The sequence below is a fragment of the Bradyrhizobium sp. SZCCHNGR1005 genome (assembly GCF_032489995.1).
Lineage (GTDB): Bacteria > Pseudomonadota > Alphaproteobacteria > Rhizobiales > Xanthobacteraceae > Bradyrhizobium.
In genome coordinates, this window is the sequence record NZ_JAUEZC010000001.1 from 33656 (window position 1) to 53850 (window position 20195).

Sequence of the window (20195 nt, forward strand, 5' to 3'; positions counted from 1 at the left end):
CGGCTCTCCCTGTTCATCTTCTTTCCGGCTTTACAGGAAACCGGCAGAGCGATTTAGTCAATCAACCAATTAACGATGGGATTTTGAGGCAGGAACGATGTTCAAGGACAATCTCCTCGCAGGTCGACGGATTCTTGTGACGGGTGGCGGCACCGGGCTCGGCAAGGCCATGGCCGCGCGTTTCCTGCAGCTCGGCGCCGAAGTGCATATTTGCGGGCGACGGAAAATCGTTTGCGACGAGACGGCGACCGAACTGATGGACCTCCATGGCGGCCGCGTCACCAGCCATGGCGTGGACATCCGGAACGCTCAGGCCGTCGAGGAGATGATCGAAAACATCTTCCAGGAAGGCGGCCTCACCGATCTCATCAACAACGCCGCCGGCAATTTCATTTCCCGCACCGAGGATCTCAGTCCACGCGGCTTTGACGCGGTCGCGAACATCGTGATGCACGGCACCTTCTACGTCACGCATGCGGTCGGCCGGCGCTGGATCGCGGCCAAGCAGCCGGGCAATGTCGTTTCGATCACCGTGACCTGGGTGCGCAACGGCTCGCCCTATGTGGTGCCGTCGGCGATGAGCAAATCGGCTATTCACGCGATGACGATGTCGTTGGCGACCGAATGGGGCCGCTACGGCATCCGCCTCAACACGATCGCTCCGGGCGAGATTCCGACCGAGGGCATGAGCAAGCGCATCAAGCCCGGTGACGAGGCCGGCGCGCGCACCAAGGCGATGAACCCGATGGGCCGGGTCGGCACGATGGAGGAATTGCAGAACCTTGCCGTGTTCCTGATCTCCGGCGGCTGCGACTGGATCAATGGCGAGACGATCGCGATGGATGGCGGCCAGGCACTCGCGATGGGCGGCAATTTCTATCAGCTGCGCGACTGGACCGACGACGACTGGACCAAGGCCAAGGAATCGATCAAGGCGCAGAATGAGAAGGACCGCGCGGCGCGAAACGGTTGAGGTGACCGCGCCCGACTTCACCGTTTTGCCGCTCCCATGTAGCCGAACAGGAAGCCCGCGACCTTGCGCATCTGAATCTCCTCGCTGCCCTCGGTGATGCGGTAGCGGCGGTGATGGCGATAGATGTGCTCGAACGGCTTGTGGCGCGAATAGCCCATGCCGCCGTGGACCTGAATGGCGCGATCGGCGGCCTCGCAGCAGAGACGGTTGGCCCAGTAATTACACATCGAGACCTTGTCAGACAGCGAGTGCTCCACCTCCGCCTGCGTCATCCAGTCCATCTCCCAGGCCGTCTTGCGGATCAGAAGTCTCAGCATCTCAGCCTGGGTGGCGAGCTCTACCAATGGCCACTGGATCGCCTGGTTCTCGGCCAGCGCCTTGCCGAACGGTTTACGCTCGCGCGCGTAACTCACGCTCTCATTGATGCAATAGACCGCGGCCCCCAGCGAGCTGGCGGCCTGGCGGATGCGGTTCTCGTGAACGAAACACTGCGCTAGCGACAGGCCGCGGCCGACCTCGCCGAACACAGCGTCTTCCGGCACGAACACATCGGTGAAAGAGACACGCGGATGGTCGGTCGGCATGTTGAAGGTCCAGAGATATTCTTCGACCTTCACCCCCTCCGCTTTTGCCGGCACCAGGAAACAGGTGATGCCGCGGGCGTCGCCGTCATGGCCGGAGGTGCGGGCGAACAGCGCGCAATGCGTCGCGACATGCATGCCGGTGGTCCACATCTTCTCGCCATTGATCAGCCAGCCTTTGACGCTGTCGCGCACAGCCGGCACCGCCCGGGTTTCCATATGGGTGGCGTCGGAGCCGTGATGCGGCTCGGTGAGCCCAAAGGTGATGCGATATCTGCCGGTGATCGCGCCATCGATCATCTCCTTCTGGGCATCGGTGCCGTAGCGGTCGAGCATGGTCACGATCGGAAAATTGCCGACGATGGAATGCTCGTTCTGCAGATCGTTGTGCAGGCCGAGCCCCTTCGAGGCGAAGTGCTCACGAATCACGGCCATCCACAAATTGGAGCCGTCCTTGCCGCCATAGCGTTTTGGGATCGCGAAGCGAAGGTGACCGGCTCCGTCGGCACGGTCCTTGGCCTGACGCAAGAGCACCTCCCACTCGTGCCGCGGTAGGCCGCCATTGTCGAAATCGGTGCGCGCCCATTCGCGACGGTGATCGAAGAAACGGATGTTGTCATCGGACTCTTCCAGCGGCTTGATCTCGGCCGCTATGAAACGGTCGAGCTCATCGAGATAGGCGACGAGATCCTGAGGCAAGGAAAAGTCCATGGCGTATCTCCCGGCATTTTGTTGTTCGCTTCGCCGCGCGGTCGGCGCATCTTAAGGCGATCAGCGGCGGTCTGCTCGTGACGCGCGACGTCCTTGCGTATTTGCAGCTCCACACGAGCCACGCTTGCGCTAGTGTCGCGTGTAATCGTTTCGCATCATCAAAAAACTGGAGGGACCGCCGATGGAGCTGAAATATTCGAAAGTAACCCGCAAGGGCCCGATCACGATCGTCACCTTGGCGCGTCCTGAGGTGTACAATGCGCTGCATATCGAGGCCCATTACGAGCTCAACAGGGTGTTCGACGACTTTGCCGCCGATCCCGAGCAATGGGTCGCGATCGTCACCGGCGAAGGCGACAAGGCCTTCTGCGCCGGCAACGACCTGAAATGGCAAGCCGCCGGCGGCGCGCGCGGCTGGGACAAGGGCGGCTTCGCCGGGCTGACTTCGCGGTTCGACTGCGACAAGCCGCTGATCGCCGCCGTCAATGGCGTCGCGATGGGTGGCGGTTTCGAGATCGCACTCGCTTGCGACCTGATCATTGCCTCGGAGAATGCGACCTTCGCCCTGCCCGAGCCGCGGGTCGGTCTCGCCGCGCTTGCCGGCGGACTGCAGCGATTGCCCCGACAGATCGGGCTCAAGCGCGCGATGGGCATGATCCTGACCGCGCGCCATGTCAGCGCGCGCGAAGGCTTCGAGCTCGGCTTCGTCAACGAGGTCGTGCCACAAGGCGAGGCGCTGGCGGCCGCAGAACGCTGGGCCGAGACGATTTGCAAGAACTCGCCGATGTCGATCCGCGCGTCGAAGCAGGCGATCGAAAAAGGCCTTGCCGTATCGCTGGAGCAGGCCATCACCGAGCAGCGCGATTATCCGGCGGTGCAAGCGATGATCCATTCGCAGGATTACGTCGAGGGTCCGAAGGCCTTCGCCGAGAAGCGTCCGCCGAAATGGCTGGGGAGGTAAGCTCTCCAGGATCTCGTCATTCCGGGGCGCCCGGAGGGCGAGCCCGGAATCCATACTCGCGATCGTGGTTATGGATTCCGGGCTCACCGCTGCGCGGCGCCCCGGAATGACAGGCGAGAGAGATGCGCTAGCCATTCTCCCTCTCTGTCTCCCGCTTATACGACGCATAGTTCGGCTGATCGACGGCGAGCTTGTCGAGCGTGGTCTGCCAGAGATGCTCTTTCAGCCCGGGGGTCGAAAGATCGATCGCGCCAGTGGCGATCTTCCCGGCGAGCGAACGGTTCAATTCGAACAGTGAGCCGTCCGAACCCAGCAAAGCCTTGAGCCGCTCCAGCTCCATGACCTCGTCCTGCCCGGCCTTTGCCAATTGCCGCACGATAAGATCAAGCGCGTTGATGCCGACGCGCAGCTTGAACGCCTCATGGCCGGAGATCAGCGGGATGATGTCGCTGCGCAGGAAGTCGGCGACCGCCTTGGCGAGTTCAGCCGGTGTCGGTTCATCCTGCATGATCAGGCTCCCCTCGGCGCTATCAGCCGCAGCAGATCGATCTCCGTCTCCGAAGCGCGGCGACCGATCATCGCGCGCTCCATCGAATGATCAGGCGCTTCCCGGAAGCGCTGCATCATGCCGCAGCACATCACGCCCCAGCGCAGGGTCCCCATCACTTCCCAGAACATCACACGCGCAGGGTCGACCTTGCGGCCCGCAGCCTCGTAGCCGGCAAAAAGATCCTCACGCGAGCCGAAGCCGCCAACCGGCTTGTCGATTTCGCCGAAGCGCCAGGAGTTGACGCAGATCCAACCGAGATCCTCCATGGGATCGCCGAGATGAGCGAGCTCCCAGTCGAGCACGGCACGAACACCACCGGGCCCGATGATCAGGTTGCCGTGGCGAAAATCGCCATGCACCAACGTCACCTCGTCAGGCGGTCCGGGATCGTGGTCGGCGAGCCAGCGCAGGGCCAGCTCGAACACCGGACGCGGCCAGCCGAAGCTCTGGTATTCGCGTCTCAGCTCGGCAAGCTCTCTCGCGGACGTCATTTCGCGCAGGCTCGGCAGTTTGTCGCGGGGGATGCCGTGAATGCCGGCCGCGATGCCGCCGAGCTGGCGCGCAAGTCGCGGGCGCACGGCCGCGAATTCGGCATCACGCAGGATCCTGCGCGCGATGGTCTCGCCTTCGACCCGCAGCATGATGAATCCGGTGCCGAGATCGTCCTCCGGCGTCAGCACGTGCAATACACGCGGCGACGGCACACCGGCTTCATAAGCCAGCTGCATCAGCGCCGCTTCATTGGCGAGGCCCGCCGCACGTCCCGGCGCGGCGCCATAGCCCTTCGGCGCGCGGCGCAGGATCGCGCCGACATCGCCGCCGGGACCAAGAATGTCGAAGCGCCAGGTCTCCTGGCTGGCGCCGCCCGACAGCTTCGCAGCGCCCCTCACGCCGGTCGCCGCCGGCATGAAGCGCGCCACGCAGAGGGACAGCGCCGCCTCGATCATTGGCCCTGAAACTTGGCAGGACGCTTTTCCAGAAAGGCGCTGACGCCCTCCTTGAAATCGCCGGTCGCGCCAGCCACGCGCTGCAGCTGATATTCGAGGTTGAGCTGATCCTCGAAGGAATTCTCCGGGCTGTCCCAATAGAGCCTGCGGATCAGTGCGAGCGCCACCGTGGGACCATTGGCGAGTTCACGGGCGAGCTTCATGGCTTCGTCCATCAGCACGCTGTCCTCAAAGACGCGATTGACGAGGCCCCATTCGAGCGCCTTCTCCGCCGGCAGCTTCTCGCCCATCAGCGACAGCTCGATCGCGCGCGCCTTGCCGACCAGGCGCGGCAACAGCCAGGTCGAGCCGCAATCGGGCACCAGACCGATGCGGCGGAACGCCTGCAGGAAATAGGCTGACTTCGCGCACAGGATCATGTCGCCCATCAGCGCGAAGCTCATCCCGGCGCCCGCGGCGGGGCCGTTCACCGCGGCGACGATCGGGCAATGCAGGTTGCGCAAGCGACGCAGGAACGGATGAAACGCGGTCTCCAGCGCCGCACCGGCATTGCTGCGGCCGGGCTTCTGCTGATTGCGCCCTTGCAGATTGGCGCCGGTGCAGAAGGCACGGCCGGCGCCGGTCAAAACCAGGCAACGAACCTCCGCTTTCCTGTCCTCGATCTCCTCAAGCGCCTCGACGAGGCCGCCGAGCATGTCGATCGAGACCGCGTTCATGACCTCCTGATGGTCGAGCGTCAGAACGGCGACCGAACCGTCGAAATCGAGCGTGACGTGCTTGAACTGCATGGTTTCCTCTCAAAGCATTTCCAAGGCTGCATTCTCCGTGGTGGAATTCCAAGGTCAGCCTGATCCTTCTGCATATTTGATTTTTGTACGCACCTTGTCCATGGTCGGACTATCGGAAGAGAGTTGCGAAAGCGCGCAGCTGAGACGCGCCATCAATTCGGAGGATCGCCCATGAGCATATTCGATCTCACCGGCCGCGTGGCCGTCGTCACCGGCGGCAATGGTGGCATAGGCCTCGGCATCGCGCAGGCACTTGCGTCGAGTGGCTGCAATGTCTCGATCTGGGGCCGCAATGCCGAGAAGAACCGGGCGGCGGCGGCCTCGATGGCGGCAGCTCCGGGCCAGGTCGATACCCGCGTCTGCGACGTCACCGATCCTGTGTCCGTGAACGAGGCCATGAAAGCGACGCTCGACAGGTTCGGTCGCGTCGACGGCTGCTTTGCCAATGCCGGCATCGGCGGCGGTGGCCGAAAACCCTTCATCGAGCGCAGCGAGGAGGAATGGCGCACGATGTTCGCCACCAATCTGGATGGCGTCTTCCATGCGTTCCAGGCCGCGGCCAAGCACATGACCGAGCGCGCAGAAAAAGGCGACGCATTCGGCCGGCTGGTTGCGACCTCCAGCCTCGCCTCGCTGTTCGGCACGGCGCGTAACGAGCACTATGCCGCCACCAAAGCCGCGATCAACGCGCTCTGCCGTGCGTTGGCGGTCGAGCTCGCGCGCTACGGCATCACCGCCAATGCGATCCTGCCCGGCTGGATCAAGAGCGACATGACCGCGGGCCTCATGGCAAACGACAAATTCGTCGCCAATGTCATGCCGCGGATTCCGATGCGCCGCTTCGGCGAGCCTTCGGATTTCGGCGGTATCGCCGTCTACCTGATGAGCAAGGCTTCGTCCTATCACACAGCCGATTGTTTCGTGATCGACGGCGGCTACACCGCCTTTTGACCCCGAACTTGAAACACGAGCAGGAACGCAGCCAGCCCCGCCGGGCTGGTCGCGCGCACTCCTTTCCGATATCCCCGGGCGTTCATATCGACATTCTCGGAACAGCCGGCAGTTCCTGCGACGTTCCGTCACGTTTCGTAAATTTAATGAACATCGCGGTGTGACGGCTCCGTGATCTCCGCGTTTTCTCCTCTTAGATAAGAAGAAGATTTGATCGGGACGGAAGCGATGAGACGGGGAATAACGGTTCTGGCGTGCGTCTCTGCCCTGGCGGTTGCGGGCTATGTCGCGATGAGCAAATTGGGGATCGAGCATGAGAGCCTCGACCTTTATGACGCAGCACGACAACGGCCGGTCACGGTCGATGTCGCCGTGCGCAAGGACTACCAGATGAAGGCCGATGCCGGCGTCTGGCGGCTGCCGGTCGCCGTCATCAGTAATGGCAATACTGTCAGAAACACGGAATATTCCTTCCTGGCCAACGTATTTGCCGCGCGAGGCTATCTCGTCGCCAGCATCCAGCAGGATCTGCCGACCGATCCGCCGCTCGTGACCAAGATCGGCCTGCCCTATGTCGGACGGCTCCCTGTCTACAAGAAGGGTGAAGCCAACATCCTGTTCGTGCTGGACGAGCTGAAGAAAAGACACCCCAATGCCGACTACAAGCATCTGACCCTGGTCGGCCATTCCAATGGCGGCGACACTGCGATGTATTTCGCCAAGGAACATCCGGACATCGTCTCTCAGATCGTGACGCTCGATAATCTGCGGGTTCCCTTCGTCATCCGCGACAAGCTCAAGATCCTGTCGTTCCGCTCCGATGACCCCGTGTTCAAGACCGACCCGGGTGTGCTGCCGGCCCCCCAGGTGGCAAAGAAGGACGGAATTGACATCGTCAGAACCGAGTTCCAGCACACCTGGATGAGCGACCGTGGCCCCACCACCGTCAAGGAGCGCATCCAGGCGACGCTCGACAACTTCTTGGGCGGCGACACATCCAGCGATCTCGCACCCGCGCCGACCGACCCGAGCAACCTGCTCGTCAGCAACGCTGCAGCCGCGCTGCCATGATGCAAGGCGCGGACGCGCGTCCACCTCCCCGCGGCGCGGCTCGAGCGCCCGAGTTGTTCTGATCAAGACCCACTCGGGAGCGAGAGGGCGCAGGGAAGGCCGGGCGCCGGTTGACGCCCTGCGGCCCGCCTGCAGAAAAAAAGCAGGCGGCAGTCACCACAGGTCCAACCGGGATCGACCGGCCTTCCCTGCGCGATGGTTTGAACGTTTATACGTGATCTCCCCGGGGACCGGCTTTCTTGCCCCCGTATCCGCGACGATGCGAGCATCATCGCGTCTGCGGCAACGCGTTGAACACGTTGCGCATGGCGTCAGCACCGGGACGCCAGGACCACACGACTTCACGTTACGCACCAGGCTGTTCGTCCGCATGATCGGATCATGCTGCAGCCCGATACGCCCATCGCATCCCGCGCCCTGCGTGCCGTGACGATCGCGATACGCCCCTCTGCATGAGGCGGGACAGCGCGAGTTAAACATGATTTCTGAAAAAACGAAAGAAGAATTTTCGCCGCCGGATGTGACGGCTAGGCTCGGATGGGTGATCGGCTTGGAGCGATTGGCAAAATCCGGCTTTCCACGCATTCCGATCGCCGGGGCCACGGCCACGAAGGTCACCCGCACTCGGCAGGAGACTGAGCAAGTGATTTGCCTGACAGGCAGCGTTTGCGTTTGATGGCGACGCCTACCTGTTGTCAGTCCGGCCGCGAGCAAACGCGCGCGCCCGGACTGACGGACCGACAGGTCACTGCTTCGACGGCGACTTGACCGCCGGGCCGCTCTTGTTGCCCGGCATGCCCTTGACGTTGGCCGGATCCTGGTTGCTGACGTCAGGATTGTGGCGATCCATCGACGTGCTGGAGCCGACCGTGCCCTTGTCCGCCGGCGGCCCGTTCTTGTTCCCCGGCGCGCCCTGGATGCCGGCACCGGAATTCTGCGCGCTCGGCGGATTGCTTTGCGATCCACTCTGCGCCGACGCCGCGCCTGCTGCCAGCAGACACGCAATCGCAACTGCACTCACCATCGCTTTCATGGCGATCCTCCAGATCTGTGTTCTGTGCAGTTTCGAACGTCGCGGCCGCCGCAGCGTTCCGGCAAGCGGCAAATTAAGCGGCTCCGTTCCGCGCAGCTCCTGCCCGCTTTATCGGCTTGGTCGCCACGCTGCGGCGCACTACGCTCGCCGGCGTCGCAAGCAAACAGGACCCACCATGGAATATCTTCCCGCCGATCTGTCCCCGCGCGAGCGCTACAAGATCCTGACCTCCTTCGTGCTGCCGCGGCCGATCGCCTGGGTGACGAGCATGGGTGAGACCGGCGTGGTCAATGCGGCGCCGTTCTCGTTCTTCAATGTGCTCGGCGAAGACCCGCCGCTCTGCGTATTCGCGATCAATCTGCGGCCGGACGGCCGCGTCAAGGACACGCTGGTCAACATCCGCCGCTCAGGGGAATTCGTGGTGCACATCACCGACGAGCCGCTGGCGCAGGCGATGCACGATACCGGCGGCGACTTCCCGCCCGAGATCAGCGAGCCCGATCACCTCGGCCTGAAGCTCGCGCCCTCCAGCACGGTGCTGGTGCCGCGGCTGGCCGACGCCCCGTTCGCAATGGAATGCCGGACCTGGAAGATCATCGACGTCAACGGCGACCGTCAGCTGGTGTTCGGCGAAGGCGTCAATTTCTACATTCGTGACGAATTATGGGATCGCGACAAGATGCGGGTGCACATGGAGCTATTCCACCCGGTCGGGCGCATGTTCGCCGACCGCTATTGCCGCACCAATGACCGGATGGATTTCCCGCCGGCGAAGGGGATGGAATAGCAGCATACGGGCTGTCATCCCTGGGAAGGCGGGATCCGGTCGGTAGGCAGGGCGATCGCATATGGCGCAAACTAGACCGGGGCCTCACGGTTCTCCCGGCGATGCGTAGCATCGTCCGGAGACGCGCCGCATGCGGCGCTCCTCACCATGAGGGTCTGCCATTTTGCCGCAAACAAGCCCTCGTCCTGAGGAGCTCGCCGGAGGCGAACGTCTCGAAGGACGGCCGCGGGAGAGATCGTCGGCCGAGTTTTCCCCCATATGCGATCGCTCTGGTCGGTAAGGGAGGCAAAGCGCAGCGTGCCCACCATTGCAGGCGTGATGCAAGTCGGTGGGCAGGCGCCGCCTTACGCCGGCGCTTTGCCCACCCTACGCAATGACTACCCGCCCTGCCCGATCTTGTCCTGCGTCTTGGTCTCGAAGTCGCTCGCCTCGTGCCGCTCGTGCAGCTGGCTCTTCGGGTCGCCGGAGACGCGATTGACCATGCGGCCGCGCTTCACCGCAGGTCGCTGCGCGATCTGGTCGGTCCAGCGCTGCACGTTCTTGTATTCATGAACCGAGAGGAATTCGCCAGCGTCATAAAGCAGCCCCTTGGCGAGCGCCCCGTACCACGGCCACACCGCCATGTCCGCGATCGTGTAGTTGCTGCCGGCGAGATATTCGCTCTCCGCCAAGCGACGATCGAGCACGTCGAGCTGGCGCTTCACCTCCATCGCAAAACGATCGATGGCATATTCGATCTTGGTCGGCGCATAGGCATAGAAGTGACCGAAGCCGCCGCCGAGATAGGGTGCGGCGCCCATCTGCCAGAACAGCCAGTTGAAGCATTCGGCCCGCTCCGCGGCCGCGGTCGGCAGGAAGGCGCCGAACTTCTCGGCGAGATAGACCAGGATCGAGCCGCTTTCGAAGACGCGGATCGGCACCTCGCCGCTGCGGTCCATCAGCGCCGGGATCTTCGAATTCGGATTGACCGCCACGAAGCCCGAGCCGAACTGGTCGCCCTCACCGATGCGGATCAGCCAGGCGTCGTACTCGGCGCCGGAGTGGCCGAGGGCGAGCAGCTCCTCCAGCATCACCGTGACCTTGACGCCGTTCGGCGTCGCCAGGGAATAGAGTTGCAAGGGATGACGACCGACCGGCAATTCCTTCTCTTGCGTCGGACCTGCGATCGGCCGGTTGATGTTGGCGAAGCGGCCGCCGCTCGGCTTGTTCCAGGTCCAGACCTTGGGCGGGATGTAGACGTTCTCTTCCGACACGGCATCCTCCGGACATCACGGGCGTGAGCCTCGTTTTATGCGCTGACCGGACCAGGCGGAAGTCCGGCTTGCGCGTCTGCGTTGCGCATTTCTGCATTGCCTGCGCCGCATCGCAATGACAGAACGATGTAACGACAGAACATGACGGCCGCAATCGGCCGCACCTTTGGAAACGCCATGTTGACCACTTCGGCCGCCGGTTCGCTTCCTGCCGAGCGCATTCCCGTCATCGTCGGCGTCGGCGAGATCGTCGACCGCCCCAAGGACATCCTGGAGGGACTCGAGCCGCTCGCCCTGCTCGAACAGGCAGCGCGGCGCGCCGAGCTCGACGCCGGGGCAAAGCTGATCGGCGACACCGGCTCGCTCGACGTGGTCAATTTCCTGAGCTGGCGCTACCGCGATCCGGACAAGCTCCTGGCGCAGCGGTTGGGTATGACGCCCGCGCATTCCCATTACGGCCCGGTCGGCGGCGAGAGTCCGATCCGTTTCCTGCACGAGGCCGCCTTGCGCATCGCGCGCGGCGAATGCGAGGTGGCGGTGGTCTGTGGCGCGGAAGCGCAATCGACCGCGACCAAGGCCGAGCGCGCCGGAGTGACTTTGCCCTGGACCCCGTTCGCGCATGATGTCGAGGAGCCCAAGCGCGGCGCTGCATTCCAGAAGCCGCTTGCGGTGAAGCTCGGCGTCTTCCGCCCGGTATCGGTCTATCCCTTCTACGAGGTCGCGACCTCGGCGGCCTGGGGCCAGACTCCGCGCGAAGCGCTGCAGGAATCCGGCGACTTGTGGTCGCGCTACTCGGCGGTGGCGGCCTACAGTCCGAATGCCTGGCTGAAGCGGCATTTTTCGTCCGACGAAATCATCACGCCCTCCGCCGACAACCGTCCGATCGCCTGGCCCTATACCAAGCTCATGGTGGCCAATCCCATGGTCAACATGGGCGCGGCGCTGATCCTGACCAGCCTCGCCCGCGCACGTGCCGCCGGGATTGCCGAGAACCGCATGGTGTATCCGCTCGGCGGCGCGGCCGCCGAAGACCCGCGCGACTACCTCGCCCGCGACCAGTTCGTGGAAAGCCATCCGCAAAACGCTGTGCTGCACGCGGCACTGGATCTGGTCGATGGCCAAGGCGGCAATAACGGCAGCGCGTTCGACGTCATCGAACTCTATAGCTGCTTTCCCTGCGTGCCGAAGATGGCGCGGCGGACGCTCGGCCTTGGGACAGATGTCGAGCCGACCGTGACCGGCGGCCTGACCTTCTTCGGCGCGCCGCTCAACACCTACATGACGCATGCCGCCTGTGCGATGGTGCGCCGAGTGCGCGGCGGCGCCGGGCGCGGCCTGCTCTACGGCCAGGGCGGCTTCGTCACCAAGCACCACGCGCTGGTGCTGTCGCGCGAGGCGCCGCGCGCGCCGCTTGCGCAGGAGACGAGCGTGCAGGCCATCGCCGACCGCAGCCGCGGCGCGGTGCCGGACTTCGTGACCGAGGCGAGCGGCAAGGGCAAGGTCGAAAGCTTCACCGTACTCTATGATCGCGATGGCGAGATCGAGCATGGCGCCGTCATGCTGCGCACCGAAGCGAATGCACGAACGCTCGCCCGCGTGCCGGGACGAGACACGACGACACTCGCAGCGCTGATGGATCTCGATCGCACGCCGGTCGGGTCGATCGGCGAGATCACCACCGCCGGGGACGGCGTGCCGGAGTGGCAGCTGTCGTAGCTGCAGCTTCGGTTTACCTCACGTCTCCCGTGTCAGGTCGCCGTCGGTTCAACGCATTCCGCCCGGTGTCGTCTTCGGCACCGAGCTGGTCATATCAGTACCGGGCGCCGGAGGCGGCTCGCGGCCACTGCCCGCGAGTTCGCGCTTGCGCGCGAGCGCCGCGTTGCGACGCGCCAGCGCACTCGGTAGCTGCGGGTTGAGCGCGAGCGCCCGGTCCAGATCGGCCAACGCGCGATCGTAGCGGCCCTTGGCGAGCCACACCGCACCCCGATCGCTATAGACGTCGGCATCGCTGAAGCTCATTCGCACGGCGTGGTCCAGATCGAGCAGAGCTTCGTCGAACTCCCCTCTCTGCTGCCGGATCAGGGCGCGATCGTGAAACAGCCCCGGATTCTTGGGATCGAGCCGGATCGCCTGATCGTAATCGGCGAGCGCGCGATCGAGGTCGCCCTTGCGGCTCCATCCGCGGGCGCGATCGCCATAGGCTTCCGCATTGGCGGGCGCGAGGCGGATCGCCGCGTCGAAGTCGGCGATGGCGCGATCGAGCTCACCCTTGCGGCTGAAATCCAGAGCCCGTTCGAGAAAGGCGGCAGCCGTGGAAGGCTCCTCCACACTGAGGCTCATGAGCATGTCTTGCGCCGGTGCGACACCGAGCGGAAACCTCGGCGTTCGCGCAAGATCGTGATCATCGGTCTCCGCTCGGTGCGCCGCCGGCGGCACAGCACCGGTCTCCTGCGCGCTCCAGGCCGACGCCGCGTCGGCGCTTGGCTCATGCGCAGGCTCGGACCGCGACTGCAGCTGCAATCGCAACGCCATTGACCGGATCGAGTCGATCGAGACCCAGTCCCGGATCGAGGGCAGGAACAGAACTTCCAATCCGATCAGGATGATGCTCAGGACGGCTGCCATCGCCGTGAACTGGACGATCGCGTTCCAACGCTCCAGTCGCGCGCGCTCGCGCGCCTCGGCAAGCAGGCCGTCGTATTCCGCGCGCAGACCAGCGTCGCGCAGCACCCTGTAGGCGGCGATGATCATCTTGACGTGTCGATCGGCATCGGCGTCATGGCCGCGGCGCAGGTCCGGATGATGCGCCTTCACGGCCTTGCGAAAAGCCTGCTTGATGGTCTCGATATCGGCACATGGCGAGACGCCGAGAACCTCGTAGTGGGTTTTCATCGTCATGCGCGGCACCCTGCTCCAACGACCCGCATGGGGTCATGCGTGGAGCATGTCGAGCGCATAGCTGCCGCCGTCGCGCGTGAGCCGGCCGAAGCCGGTCCAAGGGAAGTGCGAACCGCAGATCAGCATCTGCTCCGCCACCACACGGTCGAGCAGCTTGCGGCGGCTGGCCTCCGCCATCGGGCCGTCCTGATCGAATGCGCCGTGCCAGCCGGGATGCCGCGCGCACAGCGCCGGCACGTAGGCGGTATCGTTCGAGATCATCAGCTGCTCGTTTCCGGAGCTGAGATGAAAGGCCGTGTGCCCAGGCGTATGGCCGGGCACGCTGACGAAGCGAATGCCGGGAACGACCTCATCCTCTCCCTCGACCGGCAAGATATTCTTCCAGTTCGGCATCACGGTCTGGATGCGGTGGGCCAGCGGCTGCCGGCCCGGCGGCAACCGGCCAGTGAGTGACGCATCGGTCCACCATTTGTATTCCGTCGCAGCGACGATGATCTCGGCATCGGGAAAGACCGGCGCGTTGGTGTCCTCGCCGAGCAGACCGAAAATATGATCGGGATGAAAATGCGACACCAGGATCGTGTCGATGTCCCTGGGCTGGATGCCGGCCGCTTTCAGATTGCCGAGCATGCGGCCGGACACGAACACCGAATCGGGATTGAAGCCCTGCACCTGGCCCCCGCCGCCGGCATCACACAGCACGGTCTTGCCCTTCAACCTGACGACATAGGTCGTGATCGGGATCGTGACGAATGCGGATGGCAGGCCGGCCGCGGCGAGCGCCTGCTTGGTCTCGCTCACGCTCGCGTTGCTGATGAAGCCCGTTTCGTGCGGCTTCTCCCAGACGCCATCGTACAATGCAATGATCTCTGCCTCGCCGATCCGAGCGCGGAAATAGCCCGGCTCCGGATCCTCGGTACGACGATGCGGCCGCGCCGCAACGACGGCCAGCTTGGCATCAAGGCCAAATGCGGCCGCAGCGCTGGAAGCCGACAGCAGCAGCCTCCGTCGCGAAGGACAATATGTCATGAGCCACTACCACGAATATTGGACCGTCAATCGAATAGGCCCCGACTTGGGAGGCAAGCTCGCAACGTAACCGGGAATATGGCGCCATGGCGGCCCTTCGACGAGAAGGTTGTTGGCCGCGTGCTCATCACACGCTTATGCAGGTCCATGCCGATCGATGCGATCAACCGGTAGCGATCGCGATCAGCACGGCTTTGCCTTCAAATCGGCGAGATTAGTGAGGAGTATACGTAGTCGATCCTCCGAGACTTGGACGGCGCTCGATAGCGTAGTGGGGGTCTTCATTACGTTCGCAGCCGATCAACTTGCCTTCGGCGCGTCGAGCGCTGACGTTTTCGTCATAGTCCAGCGGGTCATAAGATCGCACTCGCATATCCGCTGAGCATGGTTCGCGCGCCGGTCTGGTTAGAGATCATCGTGACCGGCAATGGCGCACCAGAGCAACGAGTGGTAAGGTGCTTCCGCGAGGATCGACCGCCGCCTAACACTCCGAAATCTAGAACATGTTGACCGGAATTTTTCAGGCCGACGGCGAGACCCTCGCCTATTCACACTATATCCCACCGAACGCCCCTCACGAGGTGGCGCTTTCGTTGCATGGCGCGGGTCCTGCGGGCCGTGAGCGCATCAGGTATCTAGCGGAACATTTAGTCTCGGGCGGATCGAGCCTGTTCTGCTTTGACTTCTCCGGCCACGGCGACAGCTCAGGGCATCTTGCGCACTCCAGTCTCTCGAGGCGCTCGTCCCAAGCCGCTGCTGCGCTCCGTGAGATGAACGAGCGGCCGACCATTCTGATCGGAACGAGCATGGGTGGCCATGTCGCTACCAGCATCCTCACGGCCACCGCTCCGGCATTTCTGGTCCTATTCTGCCCTGCCCTGTATGCCGATGACAGCACTGACCTGCCATTCGACGACCGCTTCACCGAGGCGATCAGGAAACCGTCCAGCTTCGAACGCTGCTCACTGAAGCGGAATCTGGCGCGCTTTTGCGGTAAGTCGCTCCTGATCATCGGCGAGGATGACCGCATCATTCCGCCTCGGGTCGTCGAGATCTACGGCGAAGAGCTCCGGAAAAATGGACAGTTCAGGCTGCTCACCTTGCCCGGCGCGCCCCACAATCTTCACGGCTGGGCCACTCATAGTGAGGAGAACAAATCGGCGATTCTGAAGGCCGTGGACGAACTGCTCGAAAGTTAGTCGGAGACGTCCAGCTAATCCGGACGAGACAGCTCGCGCTACGCTGGGCGACGCTCGCAGAGCATGCTCCCGCTAACGTTTGCAGCCGCCCTAGCCCTTGCCGTCCTGCGCGGCGGAGAGCTTCTCGGGCTTGGCATCCTTCTTGGGACCGGCGACGCGGACCTGATCGCCATTGGCCAAGCCATCCGGGGGCGCGACGATGACGCGATCCCCCACCGTCAACCCGGAGCCGAGCTCGATGTTGCGGCCGAGATCGCGCGCGATCGTCACCGACCTGAACTTGACCTTGTTGTCCGCATCCACCGTGGCGACGCGCAGGCCGTTCTGATCGAACAGAACGGCGCTGGCCGGGATGTACAACGGCTTGCTGTCCCGCTGCAGGTTCAGCTTCACGCTGGCGTAGCCGCCCGGCATCAGCTCGCTCTTGCTGTTATCGAGCCCGAGCTGCATCCGCGTGGTGCCGGAAGCGACGTCGACGGACTGAGCCGAGGCTTCCACCGTCGCTTCGAAACTTCGGGTCGGATATTCCGGCACCGATATCGTGGCCTTGGCGCCGATCTTCACCGCCGGCACGTAGTTCTGCGGCACGTTGACATAGACGCGCAGCTTCTTGATGTCCGAAATGACGAACATCGGCGTCCCGCCGCCCCCGGCATTGATCAGCGCGCCGACATCGGTGTCGCGCGCGGTGACGACGCCGTCGAATGGGGCGGTGATCTTCTTGTAGCCGGCCAGCGCCTCCAGCCGCTCGACATTGGCCTGGCCGGACTTCACCGCGGCCTTCTTGTTGTTGAGGTCGGCGGTGCGCTCGTCGATCTCCTGCATCGAGACGAAGTTCGAGGCGATCAGGGTCTTACGCCGGTTCAGCGTCGCTTCCGACAGCGCAGCACTGGCCTGCGCGCTGGTCAGGTCGGCGCGGGCCTGCAACAGCTGCTGATCGAGGTCGGGCGCCTCGATCTCCGCAATCACCTGGCCCGCCTTCACCGGCGCGCCGATGTCGGCGCTCCAGCTCTTCAAGTAACCGCTGACGCGGGCGAAGATCGGGGCGCGATAATAAGCTTCCAACCGCCCCGGCACATCCAACGTCGAGCTCAACGCCTTCGCATCGGGACTGATCACCGCAACCGTCGGGATCGCCTGGTCGTCAGTCCATTCCTTGAGCTTGGCGTCGCTGTCTTCACGGGCGCGGATCCCGGTGACCACCGCAAACACCAGCCCCGCACCGGCGGCAAGCGCGAACATCCCGAGCTTTGCGCGCGAGACCGGCTTGTGCGTTTCAGTGGGCATGCGCGGTCTCCAATGCGGCGGCGTCTTTGCCGGCGCGCTTCTTATGCACGAGGCTGAACACGACGGGAACGAACATCAAGGTGGCGAAGGTAGCAAAAATCAGGCCGCCGATCACGGCGCGGCCGAGCGGTGCATTCTGCTCGCCGCCCTCACCCAGGGCCAGCGCCATCGGCGTCATGCCGATGATCATGGCGAGCGCGGTCATCAGCACCGGACGGAAGCGGACGAAGCCGGCCTCGATCGCCGCCGCAATGGGATCGCCAAGCTCCTCGTAACGCTCGCGGGCAAAGCTGATCACGAGCACGCTGTTGGCGGTCGCCACGCCCATGCACATGATGGCGCCGGTCAGCGCCGGCACCGACAGCGTGGTGTGGCTCAGGAACAGCATCCAGACGATGCCGGCGAGCGCCGCCGGCAGCGCGGTGATGATCACGAACGGATCGGACCATGACTGGAAGTTGACGACGATCAGGAGGTAGATCAACACGACGGCGCCGAGCAGGCCGAACAGCAGGCCGGAGAACGCGCTGTTCATGGTCTGCACCTGGCCGAGCAGCACCACGGAGGAGCCCTTGGGCACCTCCTTGGACGTGTCGGCGATCGCGGCTCTCACATCGTTCGACACGGCGCCGAGGTCGCGGCCCTGCGTGGTCGCATAGATCTGCACCATCGACTGGATGTCGTATTGCGAGACCACCGCGCTCGAGCTCGAGCGCTTGATGTCGGCGATGCCGCCCAGGATCGGCGCCGAAGGCGAATTGGTCGCGGAGATCGGCAGCGTCTCCAGCTTGCTCAGGGAGTCGATCGCGAATTGCGGCGTCTGCATCACGATCGAATAGGACACGCCGTTATCGGGATTGAGATAATAGGTCGGCGCGACCTGCGATGACCCGGCGAGGTTGACGACCAGGCTGTTGGTGACGTCGCGCTCGGTCAGGCCGACATATTGCGCGCGGGTGCGGTCGACATCGATGTTGAAGGTCGGGTTGCTCGCCGACTGCTGGATGCGCGCATCGGCAATGCCCGGGATATGCCGGATGCGGGCGAGCAGCTTGCCCGCATAGGCGAAGTTGGCCGCGACATTGGCGCCGCGCACCTGCAGGTCGATCGGCGCCGGCGCGCCGAAATTCAGGATCTGGCTGACGATATCGGCCGGCAGGAATGCGAAGCTCATGCCCGGAAACTGACGCGGCAACTGCTCGCGCAGGGCCTGCACATACGTCTCGGTCGGGCGATGGCCCTCCTTCAGCTTGATCTGGATGTCGCCATCCTGCGCGCCGATCACGCCGGTGTTGTTGTAGGTCATGTTGATGCCGGAGATCGGCATGCCGATGTTGTCGGCCACCGTCTCGATCTCACCGGGCGGGATGATCTTGCGGATCGCCTTCTGGACCTCGGCGAACTGGTTGGCGCTTTCCTCGATGCGGGTGCCGACCTGGGTGCGCACATGCATCAGGATCGAGCCGGCATCGACTGCGGGAAAGAAGTTGCGGCCCAGATAAGGCACCAGCAGGAACGACAGCCCGACAAAGGCGAGAAAGCCCAGCAGGAACACCGCCCGCCCCTGCATCGCCAGGGTCAGAAGCCCGCGATAGCCGGACCGGATGCGCTCGAACCGCGCCTCGAAGCCGCGCTGGAACAGCGCGAACGGATTGCGGGTCGGCGCCGGGCCATGCTCGCCATGGGCGACATGCGGCTTCAGCAGATATTTCGCCATGGTCGGCACCAGCGTGCGCGACAGGATGAACGACCAGATCATCGCGAACATCACCGCTTCCGCCATCGGCACGAACAGGAAGCGGGCGACGCCGGTCAGGAAGAACATCGGCACGAACACGATGCAGATGCAGAGCAGCGAGACGAAGGCCGGCGTCACGATCTGGTTGGCGCCGTCCAGGATCGCGGGCTCGACGTCCTTGCCCTGCTCCAGGTGCCAGTTGATGTTCTCGATCGTCACCGTGGCGTCGTCGACCAGGATGCCGACCGCGAGCGCCAGCCCGCCGAGCGTCATGATGTTCAGCGTCTCGCCGATCGCGGCCAGCATGATGATCGCGCCCAGCACCGACAGCGGAATCGAGACGGCGATGATGATGGTCGAGCGCCAGCTGCCGAGGAACAGGAGGATCATCACGCTGGTGAGCAGCGCGGCGATGACGCCCTCGAAGGCGACGCCCGAAATGGCCGAGCGCACGAACACCGACTGGTCGCCGATGAAGCCGATCTTGAGCGCGTCCGGCAGCTGGTCGCGGACCTCGATCACCTTCTGCTTGATGCCGGAGATGATGTCGAGCGTCGACGTGGCGCCGGCCTTCAGCACCATCATCAGGACCGAGCGGTTGCCGTTGACGTGAACGATGTTGGTCTGCGGCGGGTTGCCGTCGCGGACCGATGCGACGTCGCGGATATAGACCATCGCCCCGTTCACGGCCTTGATCGGCAGGTTGCCGAGCTCCTCCATCTTCAGAGGCGAGTTGTTGAGCTGGATGTTGTATTCGAAGCCGCCGATCTTCTGCGTGCCGACCGGCGTGATCAGGTTTTGCGCGGCCAGCGCATTGGCAACGTCCTGGCCGGACAGGCCGCGGGCCTGCAGCGCTGTCGGGTCGAGATCGATCTGCACCTGGCGCTGCTTGCCGCCGAACGGATACGGGATGGCCGCACCCGGGACCGTCACCAGAGGCGTGCGCAATTGGTTGATGCCGATATCGGCGAGGTTCTGCTCGGTCAGCCCCTCGCCGGACAGCGCGACCTGGATGATCGGCACGGTGGAGGCGCTGTAATTCAGGATCAAGGGCGGCGTCGCGCCCGGCGGCATCTGCTTCAGCAGCGTCTGCGAGATCGCCGTCACCTGCGCGTTCGCGGTGCGGATGTCGACGCCGGGCTGGAAGAAGATCTTGATGATGCCGAAGCCGTTATAGGAATTGGCGACGATGTGCTCGATGTCGTTGACGGTCGTGGTCAGCGCCCGCTGGAACGGCGTCGTGATACGGCCAGACATCTGGTCGGGCGGTAGTCCGGTGTACTGCCACACGACGCCGATCACGGGAATGCGAATATCGGGAAAGATGTCGGTCGGCGTCCGCAATGCGGCCAGCGGCCCGACGATCAGAAGCAGCAGCGCGAGCACGACGAAGGTGTACGGCCGGCTCAGGGCGATGCGGACCAGTGCAATCATGGAT

18 protein-coding genes are annotated in these 20195 nt (G+C 64.0%); 8 read left to right on the plus strand and 10 right to left on the minus strand.

Going from position 1 to position 20195, the window contains the following annotated elements; genetic code table 11:
• Positions 1-97: 97 nt before the first annotated feature.
• Positions 98-973 carry an SDR family oxidoreductase gene (locus tag QXZ85_RS00150; protein ID WP_315706236.1) on the plus strand — a complete coding sequence of 292 codons (876 nt, stop codon included), beginning with the start codon at positions 98-100 and terminating at the stop codon, positions 971-973.
• A gap of 17 nt (positions 974-990) precedes the next feature.
• Here QXZ85_RS00150 and QXZ85_RS00155 read toward each other — a convergent pair whose 3' ends face one another.
• Entirely contained in the window at positions 991-2265 is a 1275-nt protein-coding gene (locus QXZ85_RS00155) for an acyl-CoA dehydrogenase family protein (protein WP_315806679.1), read from the minus strand.
• A gap of 181 nt (positions 2266-2446) precedes the next feature.
• On the opposite strand from QXZ85_RS00155, the gene QXZ85_RS00160 reads away from it, so the two are divergent.
• Positions 2447-3226: an enoyl-CoA hydratase-related protein gene (locus QXZ85_RS00160; RefSeq protein ID WP_315706238.1), complete on the plus strand. Its 780-nt coding sequence runs from the start codon at positions 2447-2449 to the stop codon at positions 3224-3226.
• Positions 3227-3353: 127 nt separating this feature from the next.
• Here the strand turns inward: QXZ85_RS00160 and QXZ85_RS00165 are convergent, their stop codons facing one another.
• The 3 genes from QXZ85_RS00165 to QXZ85_RS00175 are packed head-to-tail and all read right to left on the minus strand — an operon-like array spanning position 3354 to position 5511.
• A complete protein-coding gene (locus QXZ85_RS00165; RefSeq protein ID WP_315706239.1) occupies positions 3354-3734 on the minus strand; it encodes a DUF6285 domain-containing protein in 381 nt (126 codons plus the stop codon).
• A 2-nt stretch (positions 3735-3736) separates the two neighbouring features.
• Entirely contained in the window at positions 3737-4723 is a 987-nt protein-coding gene (locus QXZ85_RS00170; protein ID WP_315741520.1) for a phosphotransferase family protein, read from the minus strand.
• Positions 4720-5511 (minus strand): enoyl-CoA hydratase/isomerase, encoded by a 792-nt coding sequence (locus tag QXZ85_RS00175; RefSeq protein ID WP_315706241.1) that lies wholly within the window; start codon positions 5509-5511, stop codon positions 4720-4722. Before QXZ85_RS00175 ends, QXZ85_RS00170 begins: the two co-directional genes overlap by 4 nt.
• Before the next feature lie 171 nt (positions 5512-5682).
• On the opposite strand from QXZ85_RS00175, the gene QXZ85_RS00180 reads away from it, so the two are divergent.
• From QXZ85_RS00180 to QXZ85_RS00190, 3 genes are all read left to right on the plus strand, one after another.
• Positions 5683-6462, plus strand: a complete 780-nt coding sequence (locus QXZ85_RS00180) for an SDR family oxidoreductase (protein ID WP_315741521.1) — start codon at positions 5683-5685, stop codon at positions 6460-6462.
• Between the two features lie 228 nt (positions 6463-6690).
• A complete protein-coding gene (locus tag QXZ85_RS00185) occupies positions 6691-7533 on the plus strand; it encodes an alpha/beta hydrolase (protein WP_315741522.1) in 843 nt (280 codons plus the stop codon).
• Between the two features lie 478 nt (positions 7534-8011).
• A complete protein-coding gene (locus QXZ85_RS00190) occupies positions 8012-8209 on the plus strand; it encodes a hypothetical protein (RefSeq protein ID WP_315741523.1) in 198 nt (65 codons plus the stop codon).
• A gap of 69 nt (positions 8210-8278) precedes the next feature.
• On the opposite strand, the gene QXZ85_RS00195 is transcribed toward QXZ85_RS00190, so the two are convergent.
• On the minus strand, positions 8279-8566 hold the full coding sequence (locus tag QXZ85_RS00195; protein WP_315741524.1) for a hypothetical protein: 288 nt from the start codon (positions 8564-8566) through the stop codon (positions 8279-8281).
• Positions 8567-8741: 175 nt separating this feature from the next.
• Here QXZ85_RS00195 and QXZ85_RS00200 point away from each other — a divergent pair, with 175 nt between their 5' ends.
• Positions 8742-9353 (plus strand): flavin reductase family protein, encoded by a 612-nt coding sequence (locus QXZ85_RS00200; protein ID WP_315741525.1) that lies wholly within the window; start codon positions 8742-8744, stop codon positions 9351-9353.
• A 377-nt stretch (positions 9354-9730) separates the two neighbouring features.
• Here the strand turns inward: QXZ85_RS00200 and yghU are convergent, their stop codons facing one another.
• Entirely contained in the window at positions 9731-10606 is an 876-nt protein-coding gene (gene yghU / locus QXZ85_RS00205; RefSeq protein WP_315706247.1) for a glutathione-dependent disulfide-bond oxidoreductase, read from the minus strand.
• 177 nt (positions 10607-10783) lie between these two features.
• On the opposite strand from yghU, the gene QXZ85_RS00210 reads away from it, so the two are divergent.
• A complete protein-coding gene (locus QXZ85_RS00210; RefSeq protein ID WP_315741526.1) occupies positions 10784-12322 on the plus strand; it encodes an acetyl-CoA acetyltransferase in 1539 nt (512 codons plus the stop codon).
• A gap of 48 nt (positions 12323-12370) precedes the next feature.
• Here the strand turns inward: QXZ85_RS00210 and QXZ85_RS00215 are convergent, their stop codons facing one another.
• Positions 12371-13504, minus strand: a complete 1134-nt coding sequence (locus QXZ85_RS00215; protein WP_315706249.1) for a J domain-containing protein — start codon at positions 13502-13504, stop codon at positions 12371-12373.
• A 33-nt stretch (positions 13505-13537) separates the two neighbouring features.
• The gene (locus QXZ85_RS00220) at positions 13538-14533 is read right to left on the minus strand and encodes an MBL fold metallo-hydrolase (RefSeq protein WP_315729077.1); all 996 of its coding nucleotides are present in this window, start codon (positions 14531-14533) and stop codon (positions 13538-13540) included.
• Positions 14534-15036: 503 nt separating this feature from the next.
• Here QXZ85_RS00220 and QXZ85_RS00225 point away from each other — a divergent pair.
• Positions 15037-15732, plus strand: a complete 696-nt coding sequence (locus QXZ85_RS00225) for an alpha/beta hydrolase (RefSeq protein ID WP_315706251.1) — start codon at positions 15037-15039, stop codon at positions 15730-15732.
• A gap of 90 nt (positions 15733-15822) precedes the next feature.
• Here the strand turns inward: QXZ85_RS00225 and QXZ85_RS00230 are convergent, their stop codons facing one another.
• Together QXZ85_RS00230 and QXZ85_RS00235 are read right to left on the minus strand one after the other, a co-directional pair.
• Positions 15823-17019, minus strand: coding sequence for an efflux RND transporter periplasmic adaptor subunit (locus QXZ85_RS00230; protein ID WP_315706252.1), 1197 nt, complete (start codon positions 17017-17019; stop codon positions 15823-15825).
• On the minus strand, positions 17009-20191 hold the full coding sequence (locus tag QXZ85_RS00235) for an efflux RND transporter permease subunit (RefSeq protein WP_315806209.1): 3183 nt from the start codon (positions 20189-20191) through the stop codon (positions 17009-17011). Before QXZ85_RS00235 ends, QXZ85_RS00230 begins: the two co-directional genes overlap by 11 nt.
• Positions 20192-20195: the final 4 nt, after the last annotated feature.